The 11,662-nt window shown below is 69.7% G+C and carries 13 protein-coding genes; 4 read left to right on the top strand and 9 right to left on the bottom strand.

From position 1 onward, the window contains the following. Nucleotides 1-461: 461 nt before the first annotated feature. Nucleotides 462-1,166, bottom strand: coding sequence for a helix-turn-helix domain-containing protein (locus C1A33_RS12285; RefSeq protein WP_243407463.1), 705 nt, complete (start codon nucleotides 1,164-1,166; stop codon nucleotides 462-464). 92 nt (nucleotides 1,167-1,258) lie between these two features. Here C1A33_RS12285 and C1A33_RS12280 point away from each other — a divergent pair, with 92 nt between their 5' ends. Beyond that, nucleotides 1,259-2,020, top strand: coding sequence for a hypothetical protein (locus C1A33_RS12280; protein WP_101831653.1), 762 nt, complete (start codon nucleotides 1,259-1,261; stop codon nucleotides 2,018-2,020). On the opposite strand, the gene C1A33_RS12275 is transcribed toward C1A33_RS12280, so the two are convergent. Both C1A33_RS12275 and C1A33_RS12270 read right to left on the bottom strand, forming a co-directional pair. After that, complete coding sequence (locus C1A33_RS12275) at nucleotides 1,965-2,507, bottom strand: copper chaperone PCu(A)C domain-containing protein (protein ID WP_207770278.1); 543 nt, start codon at nucleotides 2,505-2,507, stop codon at nucleotides 1,965-1,967. The two genes, C1A33_RS12280 and C1A33_RS12275, sit on opposite strands and share 56 nt — an antisense overlap. A 352-nt stretch (nucleotides 2,508-2,859) precedes the next feature. Next, complete coding sequence (locus C1A33_RS12270) at nucleotides 2,860-3,597, bottom strand: glucose 1-dehydrogenase (protein ID WP_101831651.1); 738 nt, start codon at nucleotides 3,595-3,597, stop codon at nucleotides 2,860-2,862. Nucleotides 3,598-3,686: 89 nt separating this feature from the next. Here C1A33_RS12270 and C1A33_RS12265 point away from each other — a divergent pair, with 89 nt between their 5' ends. Both C1A33_RS12265 and C1A33_RS12260 read left to right on the top strand, forming a co-directional pair. Continuing rightward, nucleotides 3,687-4,103, top strand: a complete 417-nt coding sequence (locus tag C1A33_RS12265; protein ID WP_243407462.1) for a MarR family winged helix-turn-helix transcriptional regulator — start codon at nucleotides 3,687-3,689, stop codon at nucleotides 4,101-4,103. A gap of 564 nt (nucleotides 4,104-4,667) precedes the next feature. Then, nucleotides 4,668-4,856 carry a hypothetical protein gene (locus tag C1A33_RS12260; RefSeq protein ID WP_101831650.1) on the top strand — a complete coding sequence of 63 codons (189 nt, stop codon included), beginning with the start codon at nucleotides 4,668-4,670 and terminating at the stop codon, nucleotides 4,854-4,856. 58 nt (nucleotides 4,857-4,914) lie between these two features. On the opposite strand, the gene C1A33_RS12255 is transcribed toward C1A33_RS12260, so the two are convergent. From C1A33_RS12255 to C1A33_RS34830, 3 genes are all read right to left on the bottom strand, one after another. Beyond that, nucleotides 4,915-5,214 (bottom strand): hypothetical protein, encoded by a 300-nt coding sequence (locus C1A33_RS12255; protein WP_101831648.1) that lies wholly within the window; start codon nucleotides 5,212-5,214, stop codon nucleotides 4,915-4,917. Nucleotides 5,215-5,659: 445 nt separating this feature from the next. After that, complete coding sequence (locus C1A33_RS12250; protein WP_101831646.1) at nucleotides 5,660-6,694, bottom strand: aminoglycoside phosphotransferase family protein; 1,035 nt, start codon at nucleotides 6,692-6,694, stop codon at nucleotides 5,660-5,662. Then, nucleotides 6,691-9,258: an aminoglycoside phosphotransferase gene (locus C1A33_RS34830; protein WP_101831645.1), complete on the bottom strand. Its 2,568-nt coding sequence runs from the start codon at nucleotides 9,256-9,258 to the stop codon at nucleotides 6,691-6,693. The genes C1A33_RS12250 and C1A33_RS34830 overlap by 4 nt, the downstream gene beginning before the upstream one ends. Nucleotides 9,259-9,391: 133 nt before the next feature. Here C1A33_RS34830 and C1A33_RS34825 point away from each other — a divergent pair, with 133 nt between their 5' ends. Continuing rightward, entirely contained in the window at nucleotides 9,392-9,529 is a 138-nt protein-coding gene (locus C1A33_RS34825) for a hypothetical protein (protein ID WP_165818349.1), read from the top strand. A 90-nt stretch (nucleotides 9,530-9,619) separates the two neighbouring features. Here the strand turns inward: C1A33_RS34825 and C1A33_RS34135 are convergent, their stop codons facing one another. The 3 genes from C1A33_RS34135 to C1A33_RS12230 all read right to left on the bottom strand — a co-directional run. Then, nucleotides 9,620-10,129 (bottom strand): hypothetical protein, encoded by a 510-nt coding sequence (locus C1A33_RS34135; RefSeq protein ID WP_133150650.1) that lies wholly within the window; start codon nucleotides 10,127-10,129, stop codon nucleotides 9,620-9,622. A 109-nt stretch (nucleotides 10,130-10,238) separates the two neighbouring features. Next, on the bottom strand, nucleotides 10,239-11,138 hold the full coding sequence (locus C1A33_RS12235) for a LysR family transcriptional regulator (protein ID WP_101831643.1): 900 nt from the start codon (nucleotides 11,136-11,138) through the stop codon (nucleotides 10,239-10,241). 219 nt (nucleotides 11,139-11,357) lie between these two features. Beyond that, nucleotides 11,358-11,662 (bottom strand): acyl carrier protein (locus C1A33_RS12230; protein WP_341477217.1); only part of this gene is annotated, 305 nt, incomplete at its 5' end.

Below are 11,662 nucleotides of genomic sequence, written 5' to 3'. Positions count from 1 at the left end.
TCGGCACATTCACCCAAGCCGTCTTCGTCCTGGAACAGGAAGGAATCTAAAAAAACCAACTTTGAAAATGCTCACTGCCGTGCTGAGCGTTGGAGAAAAGGCGGTGTGAGAGCCGTCAGGCGGGGAGCCCGGCGGCATAGCTCGCCGGGACACGGCCAGCCCGCGTCAACCAAACTGGCAGACCACGACCGATGGCTGCGCACGACGAAACCTGCCGCGCCGCATCCGTTCCTCCAGCCCCAGGTCAGCCGGTCCGTGTCAGGCCCAGCTCACGGCCCGAACAAGAGCCGGCATCCGTGCCACCGCCCGCAGCAGGCCAGCGGAGTGGGCCGGATCTGGGCCGGGCCGCCGGTGCTCGAGCGTGGGCCGGCAGGTCCGTCGGTGCCGGCGCCGACGGCGCGTTTTCCCGCAGCGACATACCGGTGAGGGGACAGGAAGCGGCCACGAGTCCCTTCTGGCTGTCAGCCTTCGATTCCGGTGAGGAAGTTGAAGGCGGGGGGTGAGCCGGCCGTGCTTTGCAGGGTCTTCATGACCTTGCTGGGGTTGTCATACGGGCCGGATATGTAGAACGGCTTGCCGTCCCTGCCGAAGGTAATGGCTGACGGGCCCGCCCACGAACCCAGATGGCCGGCGGCCGGAGCGAAGTCGACGTGCGGCTCGAAACCCAGGCCGCGGGCATATTCGACGGCGCCGAACACCAGGTCGGCCGCCAGGTCGCCCGGGGCGTCCTGCCAGCCGTCCGGGTAGCTGGCGAAGTAGTCCGGCAGGAACCGCGACAGCTCGAGCTCGGTCTTGACGTCTGGGCCGAAGGCGTTCTTCACCCCGAGGCAGTAGACGTCGGCCAGGTATCCGCACACCGAGACCCTGTCCCAGCGGTGCCTGCGAGCGACCAGCACGCTGACCAGCCCGCCGACGCCGTCAGGTTCCGGTGCCTGGTCGACCCATCCCCGGGACGGGTCGACAGTGAGCCCTCGGCTCCAGCCGGCGTTGACCCAGCAGCCGACAACCGCGGGCTCACCGGCCTCGGCCTGCGTCTGAGCCGCGACCGTGCGCACCAGCCGGGCGACCGCCGACGGCGGCATGCCCAGGACGCGGGCTATCTGTTTCGGCGACCTTCCCGCGTCCCGCAGCTGGGATACCTGCTTCAGGAGGTCCGCGTCATCCATAGGCGCCGACACTATCGGTGCTGCCGATATCCCCCACCGGTGCCACACAGTCGGCCGCGATCCCGTGCGGGACCTCTCGTACGATCACTCGGATGAGCGGGGACCTCGTCGATGATGCGTACGGCTGTGCTGTGATGTCCCGCGCCCGCGCGCTGGCCCGCTGGGTCGGGGCGACGGGTAGGCGGGTGACCGCGAAGGGTGTGCTGCGGCCGGTCGATGTCGCTGAGGCGGCGAAGGCAACGGGTGTCGACCTTCCGGGCCGCGTGCGGTCCGCGGCCGATGTCGAACTGCTGCACCACACCTGGCTGGTCGCGCGGAGCGCCAGGCTGTTGGTGGTCGACGCGGTCAGGGTGATGGCTGGCCCGGGGCCGGGGGCCGACGACGATCCGCTGCGGGTGTGGCTGGCTGGCCTGGACGCGGTCCTGCTGGCGGAGTCGCATGACCATCGAGGCCGCGGCGGGGCGGCCGCGTGCCGGCTGGTGCTCGCCGTCTTGGCCGATCATCCATCCACACGTCGTGAGGACATCGAAAGCGCGGTGCTCCGGCTGCTCGAGGATGCCGGCGACCTGGGTGTCGCCAGCGCGATGTTCCAGGCGTTCCGCCGAGGGAAGACGGCGGTGGACGCGGCGCTGGGCGTCCTCGCCGACTTCGGTGCGGTCGACGACGAGACGCGCCTGACGCCGTTGGGTGGTCGGGCCCTTGAGCAGCTGCGGGACCGCGCAGGCGAGCCGGTCACCCCGGACCTGCCGGCCGAGATGCTCCTCACCCGGCTGGCAGCGGCAGCGTGCCGGACCGCTGTCAGCTGGCCGGTCCGGGGATTGGCGCGAAGAGCTCGATCTGGCCCGCTCGGGTGAAGGTCAGCACGATCGGTAGTGTGCCGGCTGGCCGGAGGGTCGCGCCGCGTAGGAGGAGCCGCGGGCCGGCCGGAGCTCCGATGGTGACGGTGTGGCCGGCGGGGATGGCCACACCACGCGTCGGCGTGTCGCCCGGGGCGGTGACGAGGGTGATCGAGCCGCCGAGTTCGCTGCTGGCCGCGGTCAGCGTGTCCGCCGCGGCGGCGTTGTGGATGGCCAGGTGGATCGAGGCGGTGCTCGCGGACGGTCCGGCGGTGCTGGAGTTCGCGGTGATGGAAGTGCCCGGGGCCAGCGGCGTGACCTGGGCACCTGTGATCGTGATGGCTTTCGCTCCTGCCCGGCCGACGGCGAGCGTGTGACCCGTCGCGGGAGGCTGGCTTTGGGCGGACGAGCCGGAGACCGCGACCGGGCCGCCCGTTGACGAACAGCCGGCGACCGCGCTGGCGATCAGCCCGGCGGCCAGGGCGGTGAGCACGGCGGTCGGCACGCGGCGCCGACCATGACCGGTCGGTTCCGCGGGTCTCATCAGCGCGGGGACCTTTCCGATGGACGTGTGCTTCGGTCTCGATCCGAGTCTCGACGATGCGAGTCTCGACGAGCTGATCCGGGCGCTCGACGCCCCGAGCGCAACGCTACAAGAGTGGGCCGCGTAACAACGTCAGGCGACTGCAGCGGCGCATGCATGGCGTCATCCACGGTCGAGTCGTGTAGCCGACCGCGTGGCCACGTCGGCGGACTCGGACGACCCCGGAGCCGCTGGCAAGGTCGGACGGCGGCCGTCACATCGACCGCCGCCTCGCGGACCTGATCGCCGGCGCGGGCGAACAGCCGCAGCGCTGTCAGAAGGCGCCGCCGCTGGCGGGGATGGACTGGCCGGTGATCCAGCGGCCGTTGTCGGAGGCGAGGAAGGCGACGATGTCGGCGATGTCGTTCGGCTCGCCGAGGCGGCCGAGGGGGATCTCGGTGACCGCTCTGTCGACCGTCTCGGCGGGGACGCCTGCGGCGAGTGCGTCGGTGCGGACGGCGCCGGGGAGTACGCAGTTGACGGTGATCTGCCGGGGGCCGAGTTCTCGGGCGAGCACCCGGGCCAGTTGCTCGACGGCTGCCTTGCTTGCCGCGTAGACGCCGGTGCCCGGCCGTCTGGTGATAGTCACCCCGGACGAGATGACCACGACCCTGCCACCGTCGACGACCCGGTTGGCCGCCTCGCGCAGCGCGAGGAAGCCTGCGCGGGTGTTGGCGGTGAAGCAGGCGTCAAAGTCGTCGTCCGTGGTGGTGGCCACGGGTGCGAACCGGGCGACGCCCACGTTGCTGACCACGATGTCCAGCCGGCCGAACCGCTGCTCGGTCGCGTCGAACAGGCCGCGCAGCTGCGCCTGGTCGGTGACGTCGGCCTGGATCGCCACGGCGCTGCCGCCCGAGCGGGCGATGGCGTCCACGACGCCGCCGGCGGCGGCACCGTCGGCGCGATAGTTGACGATCACGCGGGCCCCGGTCTCGCCGAGGCGCTCGGCGATGGCCCGGCCGATTCCCCGCGACGCCCCCGTCACCAACGCGACCCTGCGCTCCTGCTCCACACCCGCTCCTAGTTAGTTGAGTATCTCGTCTATCGAGATCCTCAACTGATGTGGTGGAGCATGTCAACTGTCCGGGTACGCTCCGTCCTGTGGAGCCGACCGGGCAGCCCGACGATCTCGCCCGCACCCTGCTGGACGTGCATCGGCAGATGCGGGTGGTGCTCGCCTCCGTCGCGCGCCAGGAGGGGCTGACCGTCGCGCAGATCGAGCTGCTCTGCGCCCTCGGCGATCGTCGTCCCGCCCTGGGTGAGCTGGCCGAGCTGCTTGGTTGCGACAAGACGAACATCACCGGCATGGCCGACCGGTTGGCCCGCCGTGGTCTGGTCGCGCGCCGGACCGATCCGGACGACCGACGCGTCACCCGGCTGCACCTCACCGACGACGGACGGCTTTTCGGTCGGCGGCTGCGAGCAGCGGTGACCACCGCGGTGGACGAACGCTGGAGCTCGTTGACGGCCGCTCAGCGCTCAGCGCTGGTGCGGCTCACGGCGACCGGGACCACCTGAACTCCAGCGGGGCCCACGCGGGGTTCAGCCGGTAGCCGATCGCTGTGCGCGTCGTACGGATGTGGCCGGCGGAATCCGCACCCTCGCACCCTCGTGGGCTGGTGGCTGCGCCGGCATGCCGGACGGCGGTCAGCTGGCTGGTCCGGGGATCGTCGCGAAGAGCTCGATCTGGCCTGCCCGGGCGAAGGTCAGGACGACCGGGAGCAGCCGGCCACCGCGCTGGCGATCAGCCCAGTAGCCAGGGCTGCGAGCACGCAGTGCCGTACTCGGCGCTGACCATGACCGGTCCGTTCCGCACGTCTCAGTCAGCGCGGTGACCCTCCCGGTGGTGCGTGCTGCGGGCTGATCGGCAGGCTGAGCGCAAATTCCGGCCGACGGTGAAGTGCCCGAGTTGACGGTCGACGAGTTCTTCGATCATCACGGAAAGTGGCCGGGCGAGGGGTAGGTGTAGTAAACCTGTAGCGTCGGCGTAGCGGTGGGTACACTATTGCGCGTGAGTCTGAGTAATCCTGGCATCTGTCCGAGCAGGCGGCGTGCCTCTGATCCCTGACTGGCGGGTGACCCATGACCGATATCGTCGCGCTGGCATCGTCTGTAGACGACATTCCCAGTATGTCGGAAACGGATGCGATGTTGAAGGAGCTACGCAGGCTGCCGCGGACCGTGGCGACTGCCAGTCTCATCGACGAGCTGCTGGATCTTCGGTCGCTGCTGGCGAACCTCGACGACCCCTGCCCACTGGCCGGCGCGTGAATCCGGGCAGGCGCTCCGTCCTGCGGGGCGCCTGCCCGGTCCGACGGACCGCTTTTCCCTAGGAGCCGAAGGGCTGGCCCTGCTGGCCCTGGCTGCCCTCTCCGAACCGCTCGCCGGAACCACTGCCCTGGCCGGCGCCCACGCCGGCCAGCTCGCGCAGACGGTTCTCGACATACCGCTCGCTGTGGTTCGTCCGGTCCGCGATCCGTGCGATGAGGTCGTTGATGCCAGTAGCGGCGTCGATGTCCGACGTGCCGACCTGGCCGAACTGGTCGAGCACGCGGTAACGCAGCTGCCGCCAGTTCTGCCGCAGCTGCTGCTCGATCTGCTGCCGCTGCTGCTGCTCCTGCTGAGGCATTCTTGATCCCTTTCTCGCGACTTCCGATTTTGCGGCTCTTCCCGCGAGAGGAAACACTATCCATGATCGCTACTTTGTGCGACCGGGCTGTCGAATACGAATACGTGTGTCATCCCGATGCCGGGTGGCCTGTAACTAAGGCCTGGATTGGGCGCCAACGGTGTTTAGCGAACAGGCGTCCGGCGATGCTGCGGTCGGACTCGCTGTCAGCTAGCAGGGCCGGGAATGGGGGCGAAGAGCTCGATCTGGCCGGCTCTGGCGAAGGTCAGCATGATCGGTAGCGCGCCGGCTGGTCGCAGGGTCGCGTAGGGACAGCCGTTCATTGGCGGCTGCCATGAACCAGGGCGAGGCCAAGCGATGACCGCGGCCATCTCGGGGAACGTCATGCAGCGTCGGCTGACCCGGACCCGGACCAGCCCGAGCGCGTTCCCGAAGACGACCTCGACTATCGGGGAAGCCGCACCTGCCGCTCCACCTCGCGCCGATCGGGGTGATGGCCGGTCCGCCAGACGGCGTGGGCCGCGGTGAGTTTGGTGGTGAGTTTGTCGAGGAGGGCGGCCTCGGCGGCGGGGGATTCGGATCTGGCGGTGATCAGCTTGGTGTAACGGACGGTGTCGACGATCGCTGATTTGACGCGTTCATGGGCCAGGTAGATCGCGAGGTCGGCCGTCCACTGAACGGCGGATTCGGCGGGGACGGCGGCATGCCACGCGGCCTGAGCGGCGTCCTCCTCGTCCGGCCGGTAGGCCATTTTGTGGAGGTGGACGGCGAGGTCGTAGACGGGGTCTCCCCACAGGGCGAGTTCCCAGTCGAGGAAATGGGTCACGCCGGCATCGACGATCATGTTCTTGCGGTGGATGTCGGTGTGCAGGAGGCGGAACGGCCGGGGGGAGAGGGTGTGCCAGCGTTCGAGAATCGTCTCGAACGGGTCTGACGGAAAGCCGAGGGCGGTGAAAAGGGCGCCGAACGCGTCGCGGAAGCGGGTGTGGACGCCCACGGTGACGTCGGACAGTCGGTGCGCGAAGGTGGCCGTGTCGCCGTCTGCGGGCCAGCCCTCGGGCAGCGCCGGCAGGTGCTGGAGCGGGACCCCGCCGAGCTGGCGGAACAGGCTGCCGACGTCGCCGAGCACATGGTCCGGGACCCGTTTGCCGCGCGGTGCCACCGCGTCGAGGACATCGCCGGTGATGAACTCGACCACCTGGTAGGCGGGGTCGGTGCTGGCACGGATCAGCCGTGGTGACTGCCGGACGACCGGGTTGATGGCCCGGACGACAGCGGCCTCGGGCCAGATCGCGAGGTCCATGGTGTCGGCGCCGGGGATCGGGATGCGCACGACGACCGGTCCGTCGGGGGTGTCGATCCGTACGTTGTGGTTGTAGAAGCCGGCGCTGCGGTCGGTGCGGGCCAGAGCCAGACGGTAGAGCTCGTCGGAATCGCTGCTGCTGGTGGCGGCCGGGTCCACGGGCTCGGGGAGGGTCATCGGGTTGCCTCGTCGAGGCCGAACAGGTCGCGGACGAACACGTGGATACGGCCCTTCAGGTCGTCGAGCGTCGTGGGTGGCTGGATGGCGCGTTCGGCGCGCTGGCAGGCCCGCGTCACCTCCCCGTCCTCGATTCCCAGTTCTCGCAGCGCGATGCCTGCGGCCAGTATCAGCGTCGGGTAGACCTCGGCGGCTTCCAGTTCGCTGACCGCCCAGGACACGGTTCTCCGGGCACGGTCGAGCTGGCCGCGGCGGGCTTCGAGCGCCCCCCGGTACAGGCTGGCGCGGGCGAGTCCCGACCGGTAGCCCGCCCGGGTCAGGGCCACGACCGCGTCGTCGAAGGCGCGCTCGGCGGCGTCGAGACGGCCCAGGCGCAGGGCGGCGACGGCAATCGCCGTGTGGCATTTACCGAGTTCGTGCTGGGCGCCGATCTCGGTCTGCACCTCGATGGCGGCGTCCGCCTCGGTGAAGGTCGCCTCGGCGTCGGCGAAGGCGAGGAACTCGGCCCGGTTGGTTCTGATGTTGGCGTTGCCGAGGTAGGACCGGGCCGTCTGGTAGCGGGTCGAGGCCTCGTCGAGGAAGGGGCGGGCGGCGACGAGGTCGAAGGCGAACCGGTGGGCGAGGTGGCGCAGGCGGGCGACGTCACCGCGGCATTCGGGGTGCCGGCGGGCGGCGATGACGTCGAGTTCGGCCGCGAACCGTTCGGCGTCGGCGAAGCGGCCCTGGCACATGTGCAGGTCGGCGGCCCACAGGCCGGCGTTCATCCGGGCGGTGTCGTCGTCGCCGCTCCAGACCTGGGTGTAGAGCGCGAGTGCCTCGGACGTCCGCCCGGCGATGCGGCGCGCCTGGCCGGCCGCGACGGCGAGCCGGGCGCCGACCGGGCTGCCGGCCTCCCAGGCCTGCTCCGGCGTCAGCTCGAGTGCCCGGGTGGCCTCGCCGCTACGCAGGACCGCCTCGACGTCGAGCACCTGGGCGGTCTGGACGAACTCGGGGGTGGCCCGGTCGGGATGGGTGCGGAGGAAGTCGCGCAGGTCGTCCAGCACTCCGCCGGCGGCGCTCTCGGAACCGCCGCGCACCGCGACCTCGACCAGGTCGAGGAGTTCCGCCCCGGTCAGCTCCCCGATGTGCAACGCGTGGAAGACCATTTCCTGGAATGCCACCGGGTCGGCCAGCATTCGCCCGTCCACCGTGCGGGACGCATCCTGGCCGGTGAGGCCGTCGTCCTCCGGGTCCTCGAAGGCCCGGTGTGCCCAGGCGTCGCGCAGGAGCCGGTGCAGTTCGAGCCGGGCGGGGGCGGAGAGCAGGTCGCGTAGCGCCTCGGCCATGAGCTGATGGAAACGCAGCTGCTCGCCGGCCGGATAGACGAACGAATACGAGGCGATCGACTCCCAGGCGGTCCGGTGACCGGGCAGCTGCAGCGCGGCGGTCAGCGTCCGGAAGATGTCGTGATCGAAGATCCTCGCCACCCCGAGAACCTCCAGTGTGCGGACCTCCTCGGCGCCGACGTGCTGAAGGAACCGCTGGAGGATCTCCTGCTGGGTCGCCGCGGCTCGTGCCCGGCGCGGTCCGCTGGCGCCGCCGTCCGAGCCGGAGCCGCTGGTGTCGACCGCGAGATGCAGATAGAACGGAAGGCCGGCGCTCGCTTCCGCCAGCCGCCGACGCTCGCCTTCCTCGGTGATTCCGGACGTGCCGAGCAGCGTGAGGCGCGCCTCCAACGGCAGCCCGTCGATCGGACGGGTACGAATGAGCCCGCGCCAGTCGGCGTCGTACACATCCCAGCGCAACGGTTCCCGGCCGGCGATGACGACCAGTCCGCGGTCGAGTTGGGCGATCAGGTCCCGCAGCCAGACGTCCGCCAGCTGGGTGCGCCCGGAGCGGGTCGGTTCCGGGACCAGCGCCTCGTAGGTGTCGATGGTCAGCACATACGGACGATTCTCGGACGCGGCCCGCAGATCCTCGGCGAACAGGAAGGTCACGGCGTCGACGATCTCGGCGTTCGGGAGATCGTCCAGCGACGACAACGTCTCGTCATGACGAATGCGGTGCCGGCGGCGGGCGTCCGTCGTCACCTTCTCCGCGGCCTTGAGCAGACCGAGCGCCGTGCCGAACACCGGCAGGCCGGCCACCGAGTCGACGATCTCCGTGAGGATGCCACTCTCCTCGACGAACGGCAGCGTCTCCCGGCTGATCCGCAGGTGTGGGTGAATCCGCTGCCACAGCACCGCGTAGGCGAGGTCGAACCGATCGAACCGGACGCCCTGCCCGCCCAGGTCGGCACGCAGCACCGCGAGCGCGTCCTCCTGCTGCCGCATCGCCGGCACCTGCAGATCCAGCGACGCGGTGCGCCATCCTTCCGGTGCCCGAACCCGCAGCTCCCGTAACAGCCGCGACTTGCCGATTCCCCCGACGCCCGTCACGTTCAACACGCGCGGAAAAGGAGCGCCGTCGGTGAGCGCCGCCTGCACCAGACCGATCTCCTCCTGGAACGCCCGCAGGAGAGGTTCCCGATCCACGAACTGCCGCTGCAACGCGGCCACCCGCCGAAACCGCGGCGTGATCGCCATCCCAACCTCCGGCGTGCGACTGCCCCAGACCGTCAGCGTGATCCGACGATCACCAGTCGTATCGAATCACGTCCGCAGCCGTTACTCCCGGCAAACTGATTAACCGGGACGACTTCGGTCAACGTGGGTCAGGATGGCGTGGCGGGTCGCTGCGGGCGGTTCGATCGATGCTCAGCGCGGCGCGCAACTGGTCGAGGTCGTCCACAGCCTGGGCGATGGTGAACGGCTCAACGCCTCCGGACTTGCCTACCGAACCGCCGGAACCAGCTGACAGCTCAGCGGAAGAGGGGCTACGGCCGGTGCCGTCCGCGCTCCGGCCAGAGCCCCTCTTCGATCCCTCCGGGATCTTGAGAACGACCGTCTACTCGATGGTGTAGGTGAAGCTGGTCTGGAGCTTGAAGAGGGAACCTGAGACCGTCACCAGGCGGGTGACACCGTTCTGGTTCATCAGTAGCTCCGGCGAGTTCGAGACGGGGCCGACGACGGTGAATCGCGCATCGTCGGCCAGCTTCCCACCGGAGGAAGGGAGGACGACATCGAAGTTTCGCTTCTCGTTTCCCGAGCCGCCACCCCAGGTTCGCACGCCTTTGCGTGATCGCCCGTGGAGGGCTACCCATCGGGAGCCGACCCGTGGCACCGGAACCGACACCGTCTCCCGCGTCCTGGGACCGACCATCACCCAGCCGGTGGAGACCGTATCGGCGGCCTCTCCGCTTGGGCTGAAGAGACAGACAGCGAAGAAGGCGTTCTTGGCGGTCGAGTTGACCAGAGTCAATGGCCGTTCGACCGGCTGTGTGAGCCACTTCGACAGCTGCCAGCCAGCGTGGGCCCCCTGAAGAAAAGGATGGATCAGCGGCGCCAAAAAGATCACTTCGTCTCCCCCGAAAGACGTGCGACTGCTCGCCCGTAATTATCACAGGAGGGACGAGGGAATCGCGCCCCATGCGGAGGGACGAACGGCTGGGCCGGGATCGCGAGGCTCAGGCGTCGGTTGCCGTGCGCAGGTGGTGGTGGCAGGCGGCGGTGAAGGTGTGGACCGCGGGGCGGTCGTCGCCGGAGCGCCAGAGGACGGCGAGTTCGGCGGGGGGCAGGTCGCGCACGGGGCGCAGGATGATGTCGTCGCGGCGGGCCAGGTCGGCGTGGCCGGCGGGGAGAAGGGCGATGCCCGTGCCGGCGGCGATAGCGTCGAGGGCCTCCTCGGCGGTGGCGGCCTCGGCGGCGACGGCTGGTTGGGTGCCGCGCCGGGCGGTGGCCAGCCAGAAGTCGCGGGGCGGGCCGGCCTGCGCGGGCAGGGCTATGAAGGGGTCCGCGGCGAGGTCCGCGAAGGTGAGGTCGGCGCGGGGGGCGAGATGGTGGGTGGACGGCAGGGCCACCAGGCGGTGTTCGGTGGCGACGACCTTCCAGGAGAAGCCGCCGTGGGCGGGCACCGGCAGCCAGGCGAGCGCCACGTCCACCTCGCCGCCGGCGAGGCCCACCGACGGGTCGCTCCAGCCGATCTGGCGGAACAGCAGCCGCCACTGCGGGAGCTCCGCGCCCATGGTGGCGGTGACGTGTGGGATCAGGCCACGGCCGATCTTGGCCTGGAAGCCGACGATCAGTGTGCGGTACTGCGCGTCGACGGCGTTGGCGACCGCACGCTGAGCGTCTTCCCACTGGGCGATGACCCGGCGGGCGTTGGGTAGCAGCGCCTGGCCCGCCTCGGTGAGGCTGACCGCCCGGGCACTGCGCTCGAAGAGCGTGGCCCGAAAGGACGACTCGAACTGGCGGATCTGTTTGCTGAGCGCCGGCTGGGACACGAACAACCGGCGCGCGGCCACGGTGAAACTCAGTTCCTCCGCGACGGCGACGAAATAGCGCAGGTGCCGGATGTGGACATCCACGGCGGCAGGCTATGGCAGTTCTCCGGTTCCGGAAACCGGTGCGAACAGGAGGTTGGGAAAACGGTGCGGCATCGATGTGCCTTCGGTGCCGCACCGTTGCGCTGCAACGTCGATGTTCAGTGAATGTGATGCGTACTACGTGTCTCAGGTCACTCGGAAGTTCGGCGATCCGTGGGAAAGGGAGTCCGCTGGTGCCCGCCACCGGCGGATCACCCCACGTCAGACGGCCGCGGCAGCCAGTCCCGCCTCGACGGTGCGGACGACGTCGTTGATGGAGCGGAGGGTGAAGACGTCCTCGTCCTCGATCTCGATCCCGTAGGTGCGCTCCACGCGGGAGATCATGACCAGGACCTTCACCGAGTCGGCGCCCTCGACGCCACGCAGGTCCAGATCGGGGGCCAGGCGCTCGACGGGAATGCCGATCTCGCGGTGAACGATCTCGGTGACGGTGTGGACGATGTCGTCGCGGGAGTGTGTCATCGGCTGCCGTGCTCCTGGATGTGGGCGCCGCTCGCGGCTGTGGC

This window comes from Frankia canadensis (assembly GCF_900197875.1).
Taxonomy (GTDB): Bacteria; Actinomycetota; Actinomycetes; order Frankiales; family Frankiaceae; genus Frankia; species Frankia canadensis.
This window is presented reverse-complemented; position numbering and strand designations above follow the sequence as displayed.